Source organism: Sphingomonas sp. SAFR-052, assembly GCF_051965015.1.
Taxonomy (GTDB): Bacteria; Pseudomonadota; Alphaproteobacteria; order Sphingomonadales; family Sphingomonadaceae; genus Sphingomonas.
Genome location: NZ_JBQCMO010000005.1, coordinates 230,000 through 252,266, shown reverse-complemented (window position 1 = coordinate 252,266; position 22,267 = coordinate 230,000). Strand labels below are relative to the sequence as shown.

Here is a 22,267-nt window from a genome sequence, read left to right as displayed (position 1 = left end):
GCAAAAATCTAAGCGGGGACCGGGGAAGGGAGCGCGTCAGCCGCTCACTCGTTCCACGTCACCCCATCGCGTTCGGTCAACGCGACGCTGGCATTCGGCCCCCAGCTACCCGACGGATAGCCCTTGGGGCTGGTCGCGTTCGCTTTCCACCCGTCGCGGATCGCGTCGATCCATTGCCACTGCGCCTCGACTTCGTCACGGCGGACGAACAGCGTCGGATCGCCTTCGATCAGGTCGAGCAGCAACCGCTCATAGGCGATGCGGCGGCGGGTGCCGGCAAAGGCGGTGGTCAGCGACAGGTCGAGCGGCACTTCGCGCAGGCGCACGCCGTCGCGGTCGAGGCCCGGTTCCTTGGCCATGACCAGCAGGCGGACATATTCCTCCGGCTGCAGGCGGATGACCAGCGTGTTGGGCTGCAGTCGCCCGCCGCGATCGGCGAAGATCGAGTGCGGTACCGGTTTGAACTGGATCGAGATTTCCGAATGGCGATCCTGCATCCGCTTGCCGGTGCGCAGATAGAAGGGCACGCCCTGCCAGCGCCAGTTGTCGATATGCGCCTTCACCGCGACGAAGGTTTCGGTGTCCGAATCCTTGCCCAGTTCCTCGTCATAGCCGCGCACGATTTCGCCCTTGACCGCGCCGGCGTCATACTGGCCGGTGACGGTATGGGTGTTGACCTCGGCCGCGCCGATCTTGCGCAGCGAGCGCAGGACCTTGACCTTTTCGTCGCGGATCGAGGTGCCGTCGAACTTGGCGGGCGGCTCCATCGCGATCAGCGCGACGAGTTGCAGGACGTGGTTCTGCACCATGTCGCGCAACGCCCCGACCTCGTCATAATAGCCGGCGCGCCCTTCGAGGCCGACCGTCTCCGAAATGGTGATCTGGACATGGTCGATGCCGCGCGCGTTCCACACCGGCTCGAACATCGCATTGCCGAAGCGCAGCGCGAGAATGTTCTGGACGGTTTCCTTGCCGAGATAATGGTCGATGCGGAAGGTCCGCTCCTCGGGAAAGGCCGCCGCGACCAGATCGTTGATCTCGCGGCTCGATTCGAGATCCTTGCCCAGCGGCTTCTCGAGGCTGATGCGAACGTTCGGACCGGCGAGGCCGGCGCTCTTGAGGCCGGTGATAGTCGGGCCGAACAACCACGGCGCAGTCGACAGGAAGATGGCGAGGCCGCCCGAAATGTCGCCGAGCTTCGTGGCGAGGTCGGCAAAGCCTTCGACGTTCGACGCGTCGAGTGGCTGATAGTGGAGCCGCGCGAGAAAGCCGTCGATTGCCACTTCGTCCTTGCGATCGTCGGGCAGGAACTGGTCGAGCGCGTGTTTGGCGAACGCGCGGAACCCTTCGTCGTCATGCTCGTGCCGCGCGGTGCCGGTGATCGTCAGCCCCTCGGGCAACAGACCATCGGCATGGAGGCCGTAGAGCGAGGGGAGCAGCATCCGTTGCGACAAATCCCCGGTCGCGCCGAACAACAGCAGCTTCGCTACCGCTTGCCTCGTCATGCGTGCTCCTATCTTCAAACTCGGTCGTGCGCGCTCCTAGCAGCCTATTTCGCAAACGCGAAGGCGGCATAGGTATGCGCTGCGAAACGATTGCGTCGATCGTCAGAATAGTGCGTGCGGCCGGCGGGCCGCACTCAGAGCGTCAGCCCCGCCGTCTGGTCGAACCCGGCCATCAGGTTGAAGTTCTGCACCGCCGCGCCCGCCGCGCCCTTGCCCAGATTGTCGAGCGTCGCGATCAGCCGTGCCTGGCCCGTCTCCATATTGCCGAACACGCGCAGCGACAGGCGGTCGGTGCCGGCATCGGCCTCGATCGGGATCGCGCTGTCGTCGCCATCGAGCACGCGTACCACCGGCGATTCGCGATAGGCCTCGCGCAACGTCTGCTCGATCGCCGACAGGCTGGGGCGGCGGTGGAAGGCGAAGAGCGGCAACGGCACCTCGATGACCATTCCGCGATAGGCGCGCGCTACCGAAGGCTGGAACAGCGGCGGATGGGCAAGGCGGGCGTGGCGCTGCATTTCTGGCACATGCTTGTGCGCCAGCGACAGGCCATAGCCGAGCCATGCGGTATCGGTCTCGCCATTCTCGAACGCGGCGATCATCGCCTTGCCGCCGCCCGAATAGCCCGAGACGGCGTTGACGCTGACCGGCCATTCGTGCGGAATCAGCCCGGCGCGCACCAGCGGCCGAACCAGCGCGAGGAAGCCGGTCGGATAGCAGCCGGGGTTCGACACCCGCATCGCCGTCGCGATCGCGCCGGGTTGCGACGGCTCCAGCTCGGCCATGCCATAGGTCCAGCCATCGGCGACGCGGTGCGCGGTCGATGCGTCGATTACGCGGGTGCGATCGTTGTCGATCAGCGCCACCGCCTCGCGCGCGGCATCGTCGGGCAGGCAGAGGATGACGAAATCGGCATCGTTCAGCGCCTCGCGCCGCGCCGTCGCATCCTTGCGCCGGGCATCGTCGAGGGTGATGAAGTCGATATCGGCCCGGCCCGCCAGCCGGTCGGCGATTTCGAGGCCAGTGGTGCCGGCGGCACCGTCGATGAAGACGCGAACGGTCATGCGGGGCGCCTCCGGGCGCGAATGGGGCCGAACCGGTCGAGCGCGGCGACGGGTTCGCACCGCACGACGTCGTCGGCATGGATGGCGGTATCGGTATCGACCAGCATTGCGACATGGTCGTTAAAGAAGATCAAGTCGCCGCGTCGAAGCGGATCGCCCGCCGCCAGCGGCGTACCGATTGTCTCCGCCTGCAGGTCGAGGAAACGGGGCGGCGGCGAACCGGCCAGCGACAGCGCGAGGAAGACCAGCCCCGCCGCATCGACCCCGTCGCCCGAACGCCCGCCGGGCAGGGACGGTACCCCCTTCAGGCGGATCGCATGGGCAACCGGATCGCTCGTCGCGTCGTCCAGCGGCCGTAGCGTCGCGCGCAGGACGTAGCCGCCATCGACCTCATACCACTCGTCGTTCGCCGGTACGGCCGCGACCCGGCTACCCATCGGCAACGCATAGGGCAGGGGGCGCTCCAGCGCACGTTCGGCATGAACCACCGCCTTCGCGGCGCAGACGATGTGCGACGTGTCATACGCATCGACCAGCGCATCGCGCGGCACGAATCCGACGCTGCCGTCGATCGGCGATCGGCCCCAGCCATGGGTCGAGGTGAATTCGAGGACGTCGAACGGCTCACCAGCCAGCGCCTGCGACACGATGCCGCCGTCCGGCGCATCGAGGATCGCGGTCGCAGCCCCGATGCTGCGGCGGGCGGGTACGGCATAATGCGGAGCGAACACCCGGTCGGCGAGGCGGATATCGGCCAGATCGCGGCGGACCGCATCGATCCGGGAATCGAGCGCAATCGAACGGCCGCTCAGCGCGAAGCGGTTACGCGCTGGCGCGTCGTTGGTAGTCGCCGACGCCGTCGCCGCCCATGAACTGCCCGAACTCTGCAAGAAAATTGGCCCCTTCGCTGGTCTGCGCGACGAAGATGTTGCGCTTGTCGGCATCGTCGCGTTGGCGGCGGAGATAGCCGAGCGTGCCCAAACGATTCAAGGCGCGCGTTACGACCGGCTTTGATACGTTCAGCGCCCGGGCAAGGCCGCGCACGGTGTGAGGGCCGGGTTGCAGATAGACGATCATCATCAGCGCCATCTGCCGGTTGGTCAGGTCCGGCTCGCCCGAGCGGACATAGTCGACCAAGCCATCCATCCATTTCTTCAGCGGGATCGTTGGGAACATCGCAGCAACCTAACGTCGATACAGGCCGTGAGGCGGGGTCGAAAGATGAACGTCGCAATTGCGCGCTTGGTTTCCGGTTCGATACGATAATGTTACGGATTGGTCGGTGGCGCTCGGTTGATTGGCGCAGCGCGCTCGCCTATGTGGCGCGCTTCGCACTCGCACTCCTTTCTTTCGGAAATGTTCCCCGACCATGTTCACCTTCCTGCTCGTCGTTCATGCGATCATCGCTGCGCTGCTCGTGACGGTGATCCTCATGCAGAAGTCGGAAGGCGGCGGGCTGACCACCGGCGGTAGCCCGTCGGGGCTGATGTCGGCGCGCGGGGCGGCCGATTTCCTGACGCGGGCGACCGCGATCCTCGCCGGACTGTTCATCGCGATGAGCATCGCGCTGGCGGTGATCGCGGCGAATCGGGGGGCGAACTCGATCGATACCTCGCTGGCGCGGCCGACGACCCCGCCGCCCGCCGCCAGCGCGCCGGTCAATCCCGCTGCCGATCCGATCGGCAACCTGACCGGCGCCCCCGCTGCCGACAACGGCGCGGTCCCGCTGGCCCGCTAAACCCACTTTCATCAACCGGTCCGTCGTATTTCGCGGGCGTGGGAGCAATCCCGCGCTTGGCGGCGATGGCGTTCGACGCTAGGCGATATCTCCCATGGCGCGGTATATCTTCATCACCGGCGGCGTGGTTTCGTCGCTCGGCAAGGGCCTCATGGCGGCCTCTCTCGCAGCACTCTTGCAGGCGCGCGGCTACAAGGTCCGCATCCGCAAGTTCGATCCCTATCTGAACGTCGATCCGGGCACGATGTCGCCCTATCAGCATGGCGAAGTGTATGTGACCGACGACGGGGCGGAGACCGACCTCGATCTCGGCCATTATGAACGCTTCACCGGCGTCGCGGCGCACCAGTCGGACAACGTAACGTCCGGCCGTATCTATCAGACGATCATTCAGCGCGAACGGCGCGGCGATTATCTGGGCGCGACGGTACAGGTCGTCCCCCACGTCACCGACGCGATCAAGGCGTTCGCGCAGGCCGATACCGTCGACGACGACGGGCAGGATCTCGATTTCGTGCTGTGCGAGATCGGCGGGACGGTCGGCGACATCGAATCGCTGCCGTTCATCGAGGCGATCCGCCAGCTCAAGAACGAACTGGGTCGGGGCCGGTCGATCAGCATCCACGTCACGTTGGTGCCGTACATCGCGGCGGCGGGCGAGCTGAAGACCAAGCCGACCCAGCATTCGGTCCGTGAACTGGCGGCGCTGGGCGTGCAGCCCGACGTGCTGGTCTGCCGCTGCGAAAAGCCGCTGCCGGCGAGCGAGCGCGCCAAGATCGCACTGTTCTGCAACGTGCCGGCCGGCGCGGTCATCCCCGCGCTCGATGCGCCGAGCATCTATGCGGTGCCCGAACAATATCATGCCGAGGGGCTCGACGCCGAAGTGCTCCGCGCCTTCGGCATCGAACCGGAGGGTACGCCCGACTTGTCGCGCTGGAGCGACATCATGGACCGGCTTCAGAACCCCGAAGGCGAGGTCACGATCGGCGTGGTCGGCAAATATGTCGGGCTGCAGGATGCGTACAAGTCGCTGAACGAGGCGCTCGTTCATGGCGGGATCGCCAACCGGGTGAAGGTCAATATCCGCTGGATCGACGCCGAGCTGTTCGAGGGCGATCACGACCTGGTCGCCGCCGAGCTCGAGCCGTGTCATGCGATCCTCGTCCCCGGCGCCTTCGGCGAACGGGGTGCCGAGGGCAAGATCGCCAGCGTCCGCTTCGCCCGCGAACGCAAGGTGCCCTATTTCGGCATCTGCTTCGGCATGCAGATGGCGTGTATCGAGGGCGTGCGCACGACCGGCGGCATTCCGAGCGCGTCGTCGACCGAATTCGGCCCGACCGACGAACCGGTCGTCGGCATGATTACCGAATGGATGAGCCCCGAGGGTATCCAGAAGCGCGAATCGGATGGCGATCTGGGCGGCACGATGCGGCTGGGCGCCTATGAAGCGACGCTGGCCGGCAATTCGGTGGTCGCGTCGATCTATGGCGGCACGACGATCAGTGAGCGGCATCGCCATCGCTACGAGGTCAATACCGGCTATCGCGACATGCTCGAATCGGGCGGTCTGGTCTTCTCGGGCATGTCGCCCGACGGGATGCTCCCCGAAATCGTCGAGCGGCCCGACCACCCATGGTTCGTCGGCGTGCAGTTCCACCCGGAACTGAAGTCCAAGCCGTTCGACCCGCATCCCCTGTTCGCCAGCTTCATCGCGGCGGCAGTCAAGCAGTCGCGCTTGGTTTGATCTCGCACGAATGAAGGACGCACTCCGTTCGTCCTGAGTAGCCATTGAGCCTGTCGAAATGGCGTATCGAAGGACTTGGCCATGCTTCGATACGGGTCTTCGACTTCGCTCAGCCCCTACTCAGCACGAACGGGCAGGTGTGGTCGGTAGAAAACGGAACGGGCGCCCGAACCCATCCGGTTCGGGCGCCCGTCCACGGCGCGTAAGGGAGCGACGCGCCGTAGCGTTATGCAGCGTTCGCCGAATCGTCCGCCTTGTTCGCGTCATTGGCGATGACCGGCTGTTCGGTCGTGCCGCCGATCGCGATGCGGCGCGGCTTCATTGCGTCGGGGACTTCGCGACGCAGGTCGATGGTCAGCAGGCCATCGGCAAGGTCGGCGTGTTCGACGACGATGAAATCGGCCAGTTCGAAACGGCGTTCGAAGCTGCGGTTGGCGATGCCCAGATGCAGGACCGCGCTCTTCTGTGCGTCGGTCTGGTCGGCCTTGCGGCCTGACACGACGAGCAGGTTCTGCTGGGCGGTGATGTCCACCTCTTCGCGCTTGAACCCGGCGATCGCGAGCGTGATGCGGTAGCGATCTTCGGCTAGGCGTTCGAGATTGAAGGGCGGATAGTTATCGCCCGTGGTCGCGCGCGCGTTGCTTTCCAGCATGTCGAACAGACGGTCGAAACCGATGGTCGAGCGGCGATACGGGGTGAAATCGAAGCTACGCATGTCAAATCCTCCAAATGAAGCGAGTTGAACCTGACGGCATCCACGAAGCGATGCCGGTTCGTGAACGGCCCCGAAGGCACCGTCCGTGAACCAATATGGTTCGTCGAGGCAGCGCATCAAGAGGTCCGCGCGACTTTTTGGAAGGTGGCGAAGGTTACACGTAGCGATGGTCCGGAAACCGGATGCGGCGAGGGGGAAAGTTGACGGGGAAGGGGATAAACGGGGCCGAAGTTGACACCGGCGCGCGTAAAAGGCGCTGAAACGGCAAACGGCCGGGCTGTTGCCAGCCCGGCCGCCTGCGTGACGATCGCTCGTCAGCCCCCTTGGTTGCCACCGCTTCTACGCCCCTTCCCCCCTTCCAGGGCGGAGCCGGTTGGCCTCCCCGAACCGTGGCCTTGCTTGCCTGCGCTTCGTGGCACCTTCGATACGGAACCGTACGGACGCTGTCACCGGCTTTGCGGCAGCTTTGCTACGGTTTTCCTAACCATGTGTCGATTTGGCAACAGCATGGATTGAAGTCGGACCCGCGCCTACCTACAGCCCCAGCAACGCCCCGTTTGCGGGCCCCGTTCGAGGACACCGACCGCCCCCATGCTGCTATCGCGTTACGAGCGGATGATCGTCCGCCGCTATCTGTTGCCCGGACGGGGCGAGGCGTTCATCGCGCTGGTCGCGTCGATCAGCCTGGTCGCGGTGATGCTGGGCGTCGCCGCGCTGGTCATCGTCATGAGCGTGATGAACGGCTTTCGCGCCGAACTGTTCGACAAGATCGTCGGGCTGAACGGCCATGCCCTGATCCAAGGGTATAACAACCAGCTGCCCGACTGGCGGCGGATCGCGGCCGATGCGAAGCGGACGCCGGGCGTGACCAGCGCGACGCCGCTGATCGAACAGCCGCTGTTCGCGACCTATAACGGCCGGTCCGAATTCATCCTGATGCGCGGGATGCGTGTCGAGGATATCCGCGACAACCCGACGATCCGCGACAATGTGAAACAGGGTTCGCTGGCGGCGGTGACGCCGGGCAGCGGCAATGTCGTCATCGGCAGCCGCCTTGCCATGGCGCTGGGCGTGACCGTCGGCAGCGAGATCACGATCATCAGCCCGCAGGGGCCGACCACCCCGTTCGGCACGATGATCCGGCAAGTGCCCTATCGCATCGCCGCGATCGTCGAGGTCGGGGTGTATGATTACGACAAGGCGTTCGTCATCATGCCCATCGAGGATGCCCAGCAATTGCTGCTGACCGGCGATTCGGTCGGATCGATCGAGCTGGAGACGTCCGACCCCGACGATGTCGACCGCATCCTCGCTCCCTTGCGCGAACGATATGTGGCGAGCGCGCAGATCACCGACTGGCGGCAGCTTAATTCCGAACTGTTCCAGGCGCTGTCGGTCGACCGGATCGTGACGTTCACCGTATTGTCGATCATCATCCTGATCGCGGTGTTCAACATCCTGTCGTCACTCATCATGCTGGTCCGCGCCAAGACGCGCGACATCGCGATCCTGCGGACGATGGGCGCGACGCGTGGCGGGCTGCTGCGCATCTTCATGACGGTCGGTACGACGATCGGTGCGCTGGGGGTTGGCGCGGGGCTGATCCTCGGTTTCGTGTTCCTGACCTTCCGGCAGAAGGTGGTCGAGGGGATCGGCGCGGTCACCGGCATCGATATCTGGGACCCGACGATGCGCTACCTCACCGAATTGCCGTCGAAGGTCGATCCGGTCGAGATCGTCACCATTGCGTTGGTCGCGTTGCTCTTTTCGTTCCTTGCCACGCTGTATCCGGCGTTCAAGGCGGCCAATACCGATCCCGTGCAGGTGCTGCGCTATGACTGAGCCCGTTCTCCAGACCCGCGCGCTCAAGCGGAGTTTCACCCAAGGCGCAGTGACGATCGACGTGCTGCGTGGGGTCGAGCTGACCATCGCGCCGGGCGAGATCGTCGCGCTGCTCGGCCCGTCGGGGTCGGGCAAGTCGACGCTGTTGCAGGCGGTCGGCCTGCTTGAAGGCGGGTTCGAGGGCGAGATCCTCGTCTGCGGCGAACAGGTGGCGAAGGCGGGCGCAAACCGCCGGACCGAGGTGCGGCGCGACCGGATGGGCTTCATCTATCAGTTCCACCACCTGCTCCCCGATTTCAACGCGCGCGAGAATGTCGTGCTGCCGCAATTGGTGCGGGGCGGTACGCGTGCCGCGGCGGACGCGCGGGCCGAGGAACTGCTGACCGCGCTGGGGCTGGGACAGCGGCTCGACCATCGGCCGAGCCAGTTGTCGGGCGGCGAGCAGCAGCGGGTGGCGGTGGCCCGCGCGCTGGCCAATCGTCCCGCGCTGGTGCTGGCCGACGAACCGACCGGCAATCTGGACGAGGCGACGGCGGACGTGGTGTTCGCCGAATTCATCCGGCTGGTACGGGGACAGGGATCGGCCGCGCTCGTCGCGACGCATAACGAACGGCTGGCCAATCGCATGGACCGGGTGGTGCGGCTGCATGACGGGGTGCTGGCATGAGCGACCTGTACGACCTGCCGGTACGGACCGCTGATGGGGCCGAGACTACGCTGGCGGACTATCGCGGCAAGGTGCTGCTGATCGTCAACGTTGCGTCGAAATGCGGGTTCACGCCGCAATATGCCGGGCTGGAGGCGCTGCACCGCCGGTTCGGCGCGCGGGGCTTCGCGGTGCTCGGCTTTCCCTGCAATCAGTTCGGCGGGCAGGAGCCAGGCGACGCGGCGGAGATCGCATCCTTCTGCTCGCTGACCTATAACGTCAGCTTTCCGGTGTTTGCCAAGGTCGATGTGAACGGCGCGGAGGCAGCGCCGCTGTTCCGGGCGCTGAAGAAAGCCGCGCCGGGGGTGTTGGGCAGCGAGGCGGTGAAGTGGAACTTCACCAAATTCCTTGTCGGGCGCGACGGCAGCGTGACGCGGTTCGCGCCGACCACCCGACCAGAAGAGATGGACGGGGCGATCGCGACAGCCCTGGGGTAGCGCGCGTCGCCCCGGCGTCGTGCCGGGGCGACGGCCGTCCTACGCCGCCTGTTCCCGCCGATGCGACAGCGCGTCGATGATCGCGACGACGCCGCCCGACACGAAGCTGGCGCCGAGGATGAAGCCGGGCAGGGTCAGTGCCGACCATGGCACGGTCGCATAGAGAATGACCGCCAGCGCGACATTGATCACGCCGAGCAGGAGCATCAGCCCGCGCAACCGCTTGAAGCGGAAGCCGATGTACAATTCCATCAGCCCGCGTGCGCCGAGCCAGATGATGATCATCAGCGTCAGCGACAGCGCCCCGCCGATCGGGGAGAACAGCATATAGCCGCCGGCGATGACCGACAGCGCGCCGAACAACAGCGCATAGCCACGGCCGTGGCGGTTGCGGAAGCCCGCGACCAGCGAGGCGATGCCGCCGATCAGGAAGAAGGCGCCGACGACCATCGTCGCCGCCAGCGTCGCGGGGAAGGGGGCGAGGAAGGCGACGACGCCGACCAGCACCGATATGATGCCATAGGCGAGCGTCCAGCCCCAGCCTGGCATGGCTTGGCGGGTTGCGGCCGTGCCCGGGTCACGGGCAAAACTTTCCCGGGAAACGTCGGTCATCGTCTCTCTCCGTCAAAAGGTCCGTTCCGACTTTGGAACGGGCCGTCGCCCGCGCGGTTCCGATCCGGCTGGCCGCCTGACACCCTCCTTTCGTACGATAGTGGGGGAGGTCGGCAGGGGCGGGATGGCGGCAGGCCACTGGTCGAATCAGCCCGCGATGGTTAGGTCCACCGGATGGCGCATTCCGGGTTCGTACCGCTTCGTATCTTTTCGTCCTTCACCATGCTGGAGGGCGCGATCGATCCGAAGGCGATCGCCAAGGTCGCGCGCAAGCTGGGCTTTCCCGCCGCCGGGTTGACCGATCGAAACGGCCTCTATGCTGCAATGGCGTTTTCGGACGCGTGCAAGGATCAGGGCGTGCAGCCGGTGGTGGGCACGCTGCTGGCGGTCGCGCGGCCGGGCGGGGCAGAGGGCGTTGAGCCGGAGATCGACTGGCTGCCGCTCTACGCACAGGACGCGCGTGGCTATGACAATTTGTGTGCGCTGGTGTCGATGGCGCATCTGGACCGGCCGGTCGAGATCCCGGCGCATGTGCCGATCGATGCGTTGATCGGGCGGAGCGACGGGCTGGTCGCGCTGACCGGGGCGGGCGACGGGGCGCTGGCGCGGTTGTTCGCGGCGGGGCGCGATGCGGAGGCGGCGGCCTATGCCGACCGGTTGCAGGCACTGTTCGGCGACCGGCTGTATGTCGAGATCGCGCGGCGCGACGATGCGGTCGAGGCGAAGGCGGAGCCGCACCTGCTCGACCTCGCCTATGCCCGCGACCTGCCGTTGGTCGCCACCAATCCGTGCTGTTTCGCCGAGGCCGACTTCCACGACGCGCATGACGCGATGCTGTGTATCGCGTCGTCCAGCTATGTCGCGAGCGAGGACCGGCAGCGGTCGTCGCCGCAAGCCTGGTTGAAGCCCGCGCCGGTGATGCAGGAGATGTTCGCCGACCTGCCCGAGGCGCTGGCCAACACCTTGGTCGTGGCACGGCGTTGCGCGGTAGCAGCGCCGAAGCGCAAGCCGATCCTGCCCAGCCTAGCCGGCGATCGCGAGGGCGAGGCGCTGAAACTGCGCGCTGACTCGCGCGCCGGGCTGGTCGATCGCCTGCGCAAGATCATCGCGCTGGAAGCCGGTATGGTGACGGCCGAGGTCGCGGTCGAGGCCCCCGCGCCATGGGAGGATGCGCCGACGCCGGCCGACACCGGAACGATCCCCGAACTGTCCGAAGCCGAGCTGGAAGTGAAATTCCCCGAATATTTCCAGCGGCTGGACTTCGAACTCGACGTCATCTGCCAGATGGGGTTTCCGGGTTACTTCCTGATCGTTGCCGACTTCATCAAATGGGCGAAGGACCACGACATTCCGGTCGGACCGGGTCGTGGTTCGGGTGCGGGATCGGCGGTCGCATGGGCGCTGACCATCACCGACCTCGATCCGATCAAGCTGGGGCTGCTGTTCGAGCGCTTCCTGAACCCGGAACGCGTGTCGATGCCCGACTTCGACATCGATTTCTGCGAAACGCGGCGTGGCGAGGTCATCCGCTACGTCCAGCAGAAATATGGCCGCGATCAGGTGGCGCAGATCATCACCTTCGGGAAGCTGAAGGCGCGCGCGGTGCTGAAGGACACCGGCCGCGTGCTGCAGATGAGCTATGGCCAGGTCGATCGGCTTGCCAAGCTGGTGCCGAACCACCCGACCGACCCATGGACACTGGACCGCGCGATCAACGGCGTGTCGGAACTGAACCAGCAATATGCGCGCGAGGAGGATGTGCGGCGGCTGCTCGACCTCGCCATGAAGCTGGAGGGGTTGCCGCGCCACTCGTCCACGCACGCAGCGGGCGTGGTGATCGGCGACCGGCCGCTGGCGCAACTGGTGCCGCTGTACCGCGATCCGCGTTCCGACATGCCGGTCACCCAGTTCGACATGAAATATGTCGAGGGCGCGGGGCTGGTGAAGTTCGACTTTCTCGGGCTGAAAACGCTGTCGGTGCTGAAATTCGCGGTCGAACTGCTGGCGCGGCGGGGGATCGTGGTCGATCTCGATAGCCTGCTATGGGACGATGCGGCGACCTACGAACTGCTCAAGCGCGGCGATACCGTCGGCGTGTTCCAGCTGGAATCGGAGGGCATGCGGCGGACGCTGACCGCGGTGCGGCCGACCAATTTCGGCGACATCATCGCGCTCGTGTCGCTGTACCGGCCGGGGCCGATGGACAACATTCCGTCGTTCGGCGCGCGCAAGGCGGGGCGTGAGGAACTGATCTATCCGCACGACCTGCTCGAACCGATCCTGAAAGAGACGTACGGGATCTTTGTCTATCAGGAGCAGGTGATGCAGGCCGCGCAGATCCTGGCCGGTTATTCGCTGGGCGGCGCCGACATGCTGCGGCGCGCGATGGGCAAGAAGGTCAAGGCGGAGATGGACGCGCAGCGCTCGATCTTCGTCAAGGGCTGTGCCGAGGTGAACGGCATTCCGGCGGCGAAAGCGAACGAACTGTTCGACTTGATCGACAAGTTCGCCGGATACGGCTTCAACAAGAGCCACGCCGCGGCCTATGCGCTCCTCGCCTATCAGACGGCGTGGCTGAAGGCGCATCATCCGCACGAATTCTTCGCGGCATCGATGGCGTTCGATTATGCGCAGACCGACAAGCTGGCGATCTTCGTCGACGACATGAAACGGCTGCGGATCGACTGCTTGCCGCCATGTATCAACGCTAGCGACGCGACCTTCGGGGTCGAGGAGACCGAGGACGGGCTGGCGGTGCGCTATGCGCTGTCGGCGCTGAAGGGTGTCGGCGAGCGGGCGATGGAGTTGATGGTCGAGGAGCGCGCGGCCAAGGGACCGTACAAGTCGCTCGACGATTTCGCGACGCGGGTCGACCCCAAGCTGCTGAACAAGCGGCAGATCGAGACGCTGGCGGCGGCGGGCGCATTCGATTGCATCGCGCTCGACCGTGCGGGGGTCCATGCGCTGGCCGACACGCTGATGGCGACGGCACAGCGGACCGAGGCGAACCGGTCGAGCGGGCAGGGCGGCCTGTTCGGGGAGGCGAGTGGTGCGACCGAGGCGGCGATCCGCCTGCCCGACGTGCACTGGTCGCTTACGCAGGCGATCGCAGCGGAAAAGGATGCGTTCGGTTTCTATTTCTCGGCGCATCCGCTCGATCGCTATGCCCATCTCGCCAGCGCGCATGGCGCGCGCAAGATCGCCGATCTGGCCGACACCCATGTGCCCGAGGGCGGGCGAGTCGGGGCGACGGTGGCGGCGCTGGTCGAGGATGCACGCTGGCGTACCTCCGCGCGGGGCAAGCGCTACATGATGGCGACGCTGTCCGACGCGACCGGACAGGTGCCGGTGACGTGTTTCGACGAGGGGCCGGCGAACGATCTGGAAGCGGCGGGCAAGGTCGGCGGGTGCGGGCTGTTCACGCTCGAACTCGACCGTCGTGCGGGTGACGAAAGCGCGCGGGCGACGGTCAAGTCGCTCAAACCGTTCGATATGATCGCCCGCGACGTACGGCTGCGGCTGGACCTGACCATCGACGATGCTGCTGCCTATCCGGCGCTGGCCGGACTGGTGATGGGCGAGCGAGGCGGGCGTGGCGAGATCTGGGTTTCGGTACCGGCGATCGACGGAATCGAAGCTCGGGTATGCCTGGGTCGCGATTTTCGGATCGATGGTGAGCTTGCCGAACGGGTCGGCAGGCTGCAAGGTGTCGCGCAAGCGGCGTTCGATACGGTGAAGCCACCGATCGCCGCCGTCGGATAGGGGCGGCACAGCCCCGTTCGCGAAGGAGAGTGCGCGTGCTGGGCGGAATGCAGGATTTCGAACTTCGAGTACCCCGGTTGCTCGACCATGCCGAACGCGAGCATGGCCGCCGGGAGATCGTCACCCGCTGGGCGAATGGCAGCGAGACGCGGACCAACTGGGCAGGGATCGCGCACGATGCGCGGCGGCTGGCGCAGGCGCTGGAACGGCTCGGCATCCGTCCGGGCGACCGGGTGGCGACGATGGCGATGAACCATGCCCATCACCTGATCGCGTGGTATGGCGTGATCGGCATGGGCGGGATCGTCCACACGATCAACCCGCGGCTGTTCGACGACCAACTCGCCTATATCGCCGATCATGCCGGCGACCGGGTGCTGTTCTACGACGCGGTGTTTGCACCGATCGTCGAACGGATGAAGCCGCGCCTGTCGGGCATCGAGCATTTCATCGTGATGGACGGCGACGGGCCGGACGGCTTCGCCGCACTGATCGCGCCCGAAACCGGCGACTATGCCTGGGTCGAGGGCGACGAGCGCGACCATTGCATGATCTGCTATACCAGCGGCACGACCGGCGATCCCAAGGGCGTGATCTACTCGCACCGGTCGAACGTGCTGCATGCCATTGCCGAATTGCAGCCCGACGAGTTCGACCTGTCGCAGCGCGCGGTGTGCCTGCCGGTGGTGCCGATGTTCCATGCGGTCGGCTGGGGCCTGCCCTTCGCTGCGCCGGCGGTGGGCGCGAAGATCGTGTTCTCGGCGGTCAACGAACCGGCGGTGCTGTGCGATTTGATGAACCGTGAACGGGTGACGCATTCGGCGGGCGTGCCGACCGTGTGGTTCGCCATGTTCCAATATATGGACGCGACGGGTGCCGCGCCCGAGCATCTGAAGGTCGTCACGATCGGCGGATCGGCCGCGCCGCGTGCAATGATCGAGCGGATCATGCGGATGGGCGTACGCGTCAACCACGCGTGGGGCATGACCGAGACGTCGCCGATCGGGACGATGGGCGCGCCCGGTGCGGACTGGGACGATCTGAGCTTCGATCAGCGCGTCGATCAGGTGTGTCGACAGGGCAAGGTGCCGTTCGGCGTCGAACTGCGCACCGTCGATGAGGACGGTGCGGTGCTGCCGCGCGACGGTGCGACGTCGGGCCAGTTGCAGGTGCGCGGGCCTTGGGTGCTGAAGCGCTATTTTCGCGACGAAAGCGGCGATGCACTGACGGCGGACGGCTGGTTCGACACCGGCGACGTGGCGATGCTGCACCCCGACGGGACGATGCAGATTACCGACCGGGCGAAGGACGTCATCAAATCGGGCGGCGAATGGATCAGTTCGGTCGATCTGGAGAATGCCGCGGTCGGCTGTCCGGGCGTGGCCGAGGCGGCGGCGATCGGCGTGCCGCATCCGCGCTGGGACGAACGACCGGTACTGTTGGTGGTCAAGCGGCCGGGGGCGGAGGTGACGGCGGAAGGCGTGCTGGCGCATCTGGCGACGAAGGTCGCGAAATGGTGGTTGCCCGATCGGGTGATCTTCGTCGATGCTCTTCCGCATAGCGCGACGGGGAAATTGAAGAAGGCGGCATTGCGCGAAGAGTATCGGCGGGTGTTGGGCGGCGCATGATGTCGACCGGTTCGGGCCGGATGCTTCGTCGCTGTGTATTGCACCTGTGCCCGGCGATAACGTGTAGATCGGTGTCCTCGTCTCAAACCACCCTATACAATTGATGGCTGTGTTTCAGGATGAAACGGCGAACATAATGGGCGGATGCGGCCTTCGTATCGTCCGTGTAGAACCAGTCGTCGAACACCTCTGCCTCGACATTAGGTGGATCGATAAAGTCAAAAAAGCGTTCGCCACCACTTTGCAACTCACCGGAAGCGACAGCCATCTGATATTTGAGCTCGATTTGCCATTCGGCGTCGTGACGTGCTTCAACGAGTGCCAAGTCGTACGTCGTCGTACGTTGCCACCATCGCTTATGCTTGCGTGCGAGGTAACGGATTAAGCGCTTGCGACTTGCCCGCCATTTTTCGGGATCGTCGGTGAGAGGGATAGGCTGCAACCGCCGGGGTTCGGTCGCGTCACCAGCCTGTTCCGTCATCGCTCGGTGAAACCGCTCACGTAGCTCGGGCCATTCCAAAGCGTCTACCGCAGTCACGCCAAGAGCGAGGTCCTGTGCATAATTGTCGCAGAACTGAACGAAACCACCGTTACTCACCTGTCCCACGATATCAGACCACATCATCAGGGTGCGCTGCGCGGAGGTCAGCAGAAGGTTCCCGGGATGGCCGTAGGCGCTCCAACCTTCGATGCTCATGACGGACGGGACGTGGATCAACTCCTCGCCTGTCATCCACCATCGCTCATGCGTATAAGCTGCGGCATGCTGGAATTCCGCATCGGTCATGATGGGCCGGCTATCAGTCATATTCGCTCGAAACGGACGGAGGGTTTACGCAACGTTCCGTATCTGCAGTCGAACGAAAAGTCTTCACGGCATTCCGAACGGCGAGCCGGAGCAACTGCTGCCTCTGCCGGAATTTCGCTGCACGCCGGTTGATTGGCCGTAAGTGCTTCAGTTGCGATCCTACCTGAAGAAAACGCTCGTCAGATAGCCGGCTCTGCAAACAATCCGGTCATCACCGTCGACGCATAGAAGCCGACCGCCCGTTCGCGCGGCATCGTCGCGGCCCAGCCGCGCATGTCGAACGCGGCATTCTGCAATGCCATCACCGCCTGCGCGGCGATCAGCGGATCGACCGGGCGCAGCGACCCTTCGGCGATGCCGTCGCTGATCGTGCCGGCGAAGCGGCGGGCGATGCGGTTGGAGCGGTCGACCATCGCCTGACGCACGGTCGTCGGCAGGCCGGACAGGGCGGTGGTGCGCAGCAACGGGCCCTGTTCGGTGAACTGCGCGTCGATGAGCATCGCGAGCGTGCTCGACAAACGCTGCCAATGGCTGCCGCCGTCGCGATCGGCGGCACGCTGTGCGGCGCCGATCGTGTCGAAGCTGCGGCGGTAACAGGCGATGACCAGATCGTCCTTGGCATCGAGATGGTGGTAGAACGACCCCTTCGTCACATTCAGTTCGGACGCGATCCGCTGAACCGAGGCGCCGCGATAGCCGAGTTCGTTGATGAGACGGGTGGCGGCACGCAGGAAGGCGTCGCGCGCCGGCTCGGCAACCGCCTGTTCGGGGGCGAGCGGGCGTGGGGTCCAGCGCTGACCCGGGCCGGCGAGACCGTGCGCGAACACGTCCATCAACCGCGCCTCGACCCGGTCATATTGGTCGGGTTCGTACCGGTCGAGCCAGACGGTCAGCCAGAAACAGTTTTCGAGCAGGACGTGGGCGCGCGCGCCCTGGATATCCTTCGCCACCCGGTCGACGGGATCGCCCCATAGGGTGCGCGTCTTGCGGAACACGTCGCGCCAGCCCGACAGCAGCCGCCCCTTGAACGGCTCCTCCATCGCGCGCAGGTCGGACAGCATCGCGACGGGCCGTTCCTCGCCCGCCTCGATCCGGCGTTGCCGGTCGAAATGGATCGACAGGAATTTGGCGACGCGCGTCTGCGGCGTGGGTTCGAGCAGGGCTTCGTCGAGCGATGCCTGCAGCCATGCCAGCGTGTGGTCGAAGGCAGCGGCGGCAAGGTCTTCCTTACGCTTGAAATAATAGGTGACGCTGGTGGTGTTCAGCCCGACCCGACGGGCGACGTCGGCGAAGGTCATGCCCTTGGCACTGGCTTCGTTGATCGCCTCCGCCGCGGCCGCAAGGATGGCGTCGCGTTTGGCGCGATAGCGTTTGGTGGCCCCGTCGGTCGTCGTCATGGACGCGACCCTAGCAGATCGGGTGTGGAGCCCAAGTCCATTTTTCGCACCAATCCGCGACGTCATCGGCGCTTTACCGAATATGCGGTATGGCATAGACCGGCAAAAACAGGTTGCAGCGGGAGACGGAGTTTGGACTTTTCGCTAAGCGAACGCGAAACCCATTGGCGCGACCGTGTGACCGCGTTTCTGGCCGAGCATGTGGTGCCGGCCGACCACGCCTATCACTGCGAGGTCGCGAGCGGGGATCGATGGGCGCCGGTCGCGATGCTCGAACCGCTGAAGGAACGCGCGCGGGCGGCGGGGCTGTGGAACCTGTTCATGCCACCGCATTCGGGCGCGCCGATGGTCGATGAAAGCTTCGTGTTTGAGGGGACGCAGCTGTCGAACCTCGAATATGCGCTGTGTGCCGAGGCGATGGGGCGGTGGCACTGGGCGAGCGAGGTGTTCAATTGTTCGGCGCCCGACACCGGCAATATGGAGGTGCTGCACCGCTATGGCACGCGCGAGCAGAAGAACGCGTGGCTGCGGCCGTTGATGGAGGGGACGATCCGCTCCGCCTTCCTGATGACCGAGCCGGCGGTGGCGTCGTCGGATGCGACCAATATCGAGACGCGGATCGTGCGCGATGGCGACGACTATGTGATCGACGGGCGCAAATGGTGGTCGTCGGGGACCGGTGATCCGCGGTGCAAGGTCGCGATCGTCATGGGCAAGACCGACCTCGATGCGCCGCGCCACCGGCAACAGAGCATGATCCTGGTGCCGATGGATACGCCCGGCGTGCGGATCGAGCGGATGCTGCCGGTCTATGGATACGATCATGCCCCGCATGGCCATGGCGAGGTGGTGCTGGACAAGGTCCGGGTGCCGGCGGCGAACCTGTTGCTGGGCGAGGGGCGTGGGTTCGAGATCGCGCAGGGGCGGCTGGGACCGGGTCGCATCCATCATTGCATGCGCACGATCGGAGTCGCCGAAATGGCGCTGGAGGCGATGGCGAAGCGGCTGCAATCGCGCGTCGCGTTCGGGAAGCGGATCGCCGACCAGTCGATCTGGGAACAGCGGGTGGCGCGCGCGCGGATCGATATCGAGATGACGCGGCTGCTGTGCCTGAAGGCCGCCGACATGATGGACCGTGCGGGCAACAAGGCGGCGCAGGGCGAGATCGCGATGATCAAGGTGCAGGCGCCGACCATGGCGCTCAGCATCCTCGACGATGCGATCCAGGCGCATGGCGGGGGCGGGGTGTCGGACGACTTCCCGCTGGCGGCGGCATGGGCGGGGGTCCGCACGTTGCGCTTTGCCGACGGGCCGGATGAGGTCCACAAGCGGGCGATCGCGCGGGCGGAGTTTGCGCGAGTGTCCGGTGGGCAGTGAGGTGGACCTCGATCTCGACCGTCTGACGACATGGTTGGGGGAGCGGCCGGTCGCGGTGACGCGCTATCCGGGCGGGCAGAGCAATCCGACCTATCGGGTCGATTTGCCGGACCGCTCCCATGTGCTTCGGCGCAAGCCGTTCGGGGCTCTGCTCCCCAGTGCCCATGCGATCGAGCGCGAATATCGGCTGATCGCGGCGCTGCACCCGACCGGCTATCCGGTGCCGCGCCCGGTCGCGCTGTGCGAGGATGCGGGGGTGATCGGCGCGCCCTTCTATCTGATGGAGCGGGTGGAGGGGCGGACGATCTGGAACGGGGCGATGCCCGACCTTTCCCCAGACCAGCGGCGTGCGCATTACGAGGCGATGGTCGATGCGCTGGCCGCGCTGCACGCGATCGATCCGGTGGCGGTCGGCCTTGGCGATTACGGCAAGCCCGGCAATTATTTCGAGCGGCAGGTGGCGCGCTGGACCCGGCAATATCGCGCGAGCCAGACCGACGATCTGGCGGATGTCGAGCGGTTGATCGAATGGCTGCCGCGCACGGTGCCAGCACAGGAGCGGGTGGCGATCGTTCATGGCGATTACCGCATCGACAATCTGATCTTTGCCGAGGACGGCGCGCAGGTAGCGGCGGTGCTCGACTGGGAATTGTCGACGCTGGGCGATCCGCTGGCCGATTTTACCTATCTGTTGATGAACTGGATGACGCCGCCCGATGGCCGGTCGGGCATTGCCGGGCTGAGTGGCGGGGACAGCGGTATTCCGACGATGGACGAGGTCGTGGCGCGCTATTGTGCGGCGACGGGGCGCGACGGCGTTCCGGGGCTCGACTGGTATCTCGCGTACAACCTCTTTCGCCTGACCGGGATCGTGCAGGGGATCAAGCAGCGGGTGCGCGATGGCAATGCGTCGAGCGCGCAGGCGGCGCGGATGGCGGAGCGGGTGCCCGAACTGGCGGCGGCGGCGTGGCGCTTTGCGGAACGGGCGGGGGCATGATGCGGTTTGCGGGCAAGTCGGTGCTGGTCACCGGAGCCGGGTCGGGGATCGGGCGCGCCTGTGCACTGAACTTTGCGCGGGAAGGGGCCGGGGTGGTCTGTTGCGACCGGAGCGAGGCGGACGCGACGGCGGCGATGATCGAGGCTGCCGGTGGCCGGGCGGTTCCCTGTTCGATGGACGCAGGTGCTGACGCCGACGTCGCGGCGGCGGTGGCAATGGCGGTCGATCGGTTCGGCGGGATCGATGTCGTCCATGCCAATGCCGGTATTTCAGGCGGGCTGGCCGGGCTGTTCGAACAGAGCGCCGAGGACTGGGCGGAGATATTGCGCGTCAACCTGATCGGGCCGTTCCTTGCCATCCGCCACGCCGCGCCAATTATGGCGGCGGCGGGTGACGGCGCGATCGTGTGTACCGCGAGCGTTGCCGGACTGCGATCCGGCGCGGGCGGGGCGGCCTATTCGGCTTCCAAGGCCGGCGTCATCAACCTGGTCCAGACCGCCGCACAGCAGCTGTCGGGATCGGGCGTGCGGGTGAATGCGGTGTGTCCGGGGCTGATCGAAACGGGCATGACGGCGATGGTCTATGACCATGCCCGCCAGTCAGGGAAGGAAGCGCGGATCGGACGGCTCAATCCGTTGCGGCGCGGGGGCGAGGCGGAGGAGATTGCCCGCGTCGTCCTGTTCCTCGCTTCGGGCGAGGCGAGCTATGTCAACGGACAGGCATGGGCGGTCGACGGTGGTCTGTCGTCGAGCCACCCGTTCACCCGGCAGGACTATGGGCGTACCGCCGTGTAAGGGTCCGGAACGAATACCGTTTTCCATGCTTGTCAGCGCGAGGATGAAGGAGTTCCCGCACATGACCGACATGCTGAAACCGCCGGTGCGCTACACCGCCGCACTCGAACATCCGCAGGCGGACGAGGCGGAGACGGTTGCCGAGATGGAGCAGGCGTTCGACACGATCCTGACGACCACCTCGAAGGATTATGGCAAGGCGGTGCGGGCGGTCCACGCCAAGTCGCACGGCATATTGAAGGCCGAACTGAGCGTGCATGACGACTTGCCGCCCGAACTGGCACAGGGGCTGTTCGCCGCGCCGGGCGTCTATCCGGTGTGGATGCGGTTTTCGACCAATCCGGGCGATATCCTCGACGACGCGATCGGCCTGCCGCGCGGCCTTGCGTGGAAGGTGATGGAGGTCGATGGCGAACGCCTGCCCGGAGCGGGCGGGCGGACGCAGGATTTCGTGATGGTCAATGCGCCGGCCTTTGCCGCGCCGACGCCGGAGAAGTTCGCCAGCAACCTCAAGCTGCTGGCGAAGACCACCGACAAGGCGGAATGGGCGAAGAAGGCGCTGTCCTATGTCCTGCGCGGTGCCGAGGCGGCGCTGGAGGCGGTCGGGACCGAGAGCACGTTGCTCAAGACGATGGGGGGCGCGAAGAACATCCATCCGCTGGGCGAGACCTATTTCTCGGCGACGCCGTTCCGCCACGGCGCGTACGTCGCGAAATATCAGGTCGTGCCGGTATCGCCCGATCTGACCGCGCTGACCGATGTGGTCGTCGATGCCGGCGGCCGGCCGGATGCGATCCGCGAGGATTTGCAGGCGTCTGCGGCGAAGGTACGGGGCGAGTGGGAGGTGCGGGTGCAGTTGCTGCGCGATCCCGAGGCGCAACCGATCGAGGATGCCGCGACGCCGTGGCCCGAGGACGCAAGCCCCTATCTGACGGTGGCGACGCTGCGCTGCGATCCGCAGGACAGCTGGGCGGCGGACAAGGTTGCCGAAGTCGACGAAGGGTTGCGGTTCAGCGTGTGGACCGGGCTGGCAGCGCATCAGCCGCTGGGCGGTGTCAATCGCGTGCGCAAGCCGGTCTATAACCATTCGGCGCAGTATCGCGAGCGCTTCAACGGCTGTCCGTTGCACGAGCCGGGGTAA

The 22,267-nt window shown here is 65.8% G+C and carries 19 protein-coding genes; 11 read left to right on the top strand and 8 right to left on the bottom strand.

The features are described 5' to 3' along the window. Window positions 1-44 precede the first annotated feature (44 nt). From zwf to ACTHQV_RS10980, 4 genes are all read right to left on the bottom strand, one after another. Window positions 45-1,505, bottom strand: a complete 1,461-nt coding sequence (gene zwf, locus ACTHQV_RS10995) for a glucose-6-phosphate dehydrogenase (RefSeq protein ID WP_440490266.1) — start codon at window positions 1,503-1,505, stop codon at window positions 45-47. A gap of 134 nt (window positions 1,506-1,639) precedes the next feature. Next, a complete protein-coding gene (gene argC, locus ACTHQV_RS10990; RefSeq protein WP_440490265.1) occupies window positions 1,640-2,569 on the bottom strand; it encodes an N-acetyl-gamma-glutamyl-phosphate reductase in 930 nt (309 codons plus the stop codon). Continuing rightward, window positions 2,566-3,459, bottom strand: coding sequence for a C40 family peptidase (locus ACTHQV_RS10985; protein WP_440490264.1), 894 nt, complete (start codon window positions 3,457-3,459; stop codon window positions 2,566-2,568). The genes argC and ACTHQV_RS10985 overlap by 4 nt, the downstream gene beginning before the upstream one ends. Then, complete coding sequence (locus ACTHQV_RS10980) at window positions 3,392-3,715, bottom strand: MarR family transcriptional regulator (RefSeq protein WP_440490411.1); 324 nt, start codon at window positions 3,713-3,715, stop codon at window positions 3,392-3,394. The genes ACTHQV_RS10985 and ACTHQV_RS10980 overlap by 68 nt, the downstream gene beginning before the upstream one ends. A gap of 223 nt (window positions 3,716-3,938) precedes the next feature. On the opposite strand from ACTHQV_RS10980, the gene secG reads away from it, so the two are divergent. Further along, the gene (gene secG / locus ACTHQV_RS10975) at window positions 3,939-4,307 is read left to right on the top strand and encodes a preprotein translocase subunit SecG (protein WP_440490263.1); all 369 of its coding nucleotides are present in this window, start codon (window positions 3,939-3,941) and stop codon (window positions 4,305-4,307) included. A gap of 94 nt (window positions 4,308-4,401) precedes the next feature. Next, on the top strand, window positions 4,402-6,051 hold the full coding sequence (locus tag ACTHQV_RS10970; RefSeq protein WP_440490262.1) for a CTP synthase: 1,650 nt from the start codon (window positions 4,402-4,404) through the stop codon (window positions 6,049-6,051). A gap of 226 nt (window positions 6,052-6,277) precedes the next feature. On the opposite strand, the gene ACTHQV_RS10965 is transcribed toward ACTHQV_RS10970, so the two are convergent. Then, complete coding sequence (locus ACTHQV_RS10965; RefSeq protein ID WP_440490261.1) at window positions 6,278-6,766, bottom strand: Hsp20 family protein; 489 nt, start codon at window positions 6,764-6,766, stop codon at window positions 6,278-6,280. A 591-nt stretch (window positions 6,767-7,357) separates the two neighbouring features. Between ACTHQV_RS10965 and ACTHQV_RS10960 the strand changes: the two genes are divergently transcribed. The 3 genes from ACTHQV_RS10960 to ACTHQV_RS10950 are packed head-to-tail and all read left to right on the top strand — an operon-like array spanning window position 7,358 to window position 9,751. Then, entirely contained in the window at window positions 7,358-8,608 is a 1,251-nt protein-coding gene (locus ACTHQV_RS10960) for a lipoprotein-releasing ABC transporter permease subunit (RefSeq protein ID WP_440490260.1), read from the top strand. Next, entirely contained in the window at window positions 8,601-9,275 is a 675-nt protein-coding gene (locus ACTHQV_RS10955; RefSeq protein WP_440490258.1) for an ABC transporter ATP-binding protein, read from the top strand. The genes ACTHQV_RS10960 and ACTHQV_RS10955 overlap by 8 nt, the downstream gene beginning before the upstream one ends. Then, window positions 9,272-9,751 (top strand): glutathione peroxidase, encoded by a 480-nt coding sequence (locus ACTHQV_RS10950; RefSeq protein WP_440490257.1) that lies wholly within the window; start codon window positions 9,272-9,274, stop codon window positions 9,749-9,751. Before ACTHQV_RS10955 ends, ACTHQV_RS10950 begins: the two co-directional genes overlap by 4 nt. Before the next feature lie 39 nt (window positions 9,752-9,790). Here ACTHQV_RS10950 and ACTHQV_RS10945 read toward each other — a convergent pair whose 3' ends face one another. After that, window positions 9,791-10,363 carry an HdeD family acid-resistance protein gene (locus ACTHQV_RS10945; RefSeq protein ID WP_440490255.1) on the bottom strand — a complete coding sequence of 191 codons (573 nt, stop codon included), beginning with the start codon at window positions 10,361-10,363 and terminating at the stop codon, window positions 9,791-9,793. A gap of 174 nt (window positions 10,364-10,537) precedes the next feature. Between ACTHQV_RS10945 and dnaE the strand changes: the two genes are divergently transcribed. After that, window positions 10,538-14,125, top strand: coding sequence for a DNA polymerase III subunit alpha (dnaE, locus tag ACTHQV_RS10940; RefSeq protein WP_440490254.1), 3,588 nt, complete (start codon window positions 10,538-10,540; stop codon window positions 14,123-14,125). Window positions 14,126-14,172: 47 nt separating this feature from the next. Next, the gene (locus ACTHQV_RS10935; RefSeq protein ID WP_440490409.1) at window positions 14,173-15,753 is read left to right on the top strand and encodes a long-chain fatty acid--CoA ligase; all 1,581 of its coding nucleotides are present in this window, start codon (window positions 14,173-14,175) and stop codon (window positions 15,751-15,753) included. 82 nt (window positions 15,754-15,835) lie between these two features. On the opposite strand, the gene ACTHQV_RS10930 is transcribed toward ACTHQV_RS10935, so the two are convergent. After that, window positions 15,836-16,540: a DMP19 family protein gene (locus tag ACTHQV_RS10930; protein ID WP_440490253.1), complete on the bottom strand. Its 705-nt coding sequence runs from the start codon at window positions 16,538-16,540 to the stop codon at window positions 15,836-15,838. Window positions 16,541-16,740: 200 nt separating this feature from the next. Further along, entirely contained in the window at window positions 16,741-17,958 is a 1,218-nt protein-coding gene (locus tag ACTHQV_RS10925) for a TetR/AcrR family transcriptional regulator (protein ID WP_440490252.1), read from the bottom strand. A gap of 132 nt (window positions 17,959-18,090) precedes the next feature. Between ACTHQV_RS10925 and ACTHQV_RS10920 the strand changes: the two genes are divergently transcribed. From ACTHQV_RS10920 to ACTHQV_RS10905, 4 genes are all read left to right on the top strand, one after another. Then, entirely contained in the window at window positions 18,091-19,335 is a 1,245-nt protein-coding gene (locus ACTHQV_RS10920; RefSeq protein ID WP_440490251.1) for an acyl-CoA dehydrogenase family protein, read from the top strand. Next, entirely contained in the window at window positions 19,325-20,332 is a 1,008-nt protein-coding gene (locus ACTHQV_RS10915) for a phosphotransferase family protein (RefSeq protein ID WP_440490250.1), read from the top strand. The genes ACTHQV_RS10920 and ACTHQV_RS10915 overlap by 11 nt, the downstream gene beginning before the upstream one ends. Next, on the top strand, window positions 20,329-21,126 hold the full coding sequence (locus ACTHQV_RS10910; RefSeq protein ID WP_440490249.1) for an SDR family NAD(P)-dependent oxidoreductase: 798 nt from the start codon (window positions 20,329-20,331) through the stop codon (window positions 21,124-21,126). Before ACTHQV_RS10915 ends, ACTHQV_RS10910 begins: the two co-directional genes overlap by 4 nt. Before the next feature lie 61 nt (window positions 21,127-21,187). Beyond that, entirely contained in the window at window positions 21,188-22,267 is a 1,080-nt protein-coding gene (locus ACTHQV_RS10905) for a catalase family protein (protein ID WP_440490248.1), read from the top strand.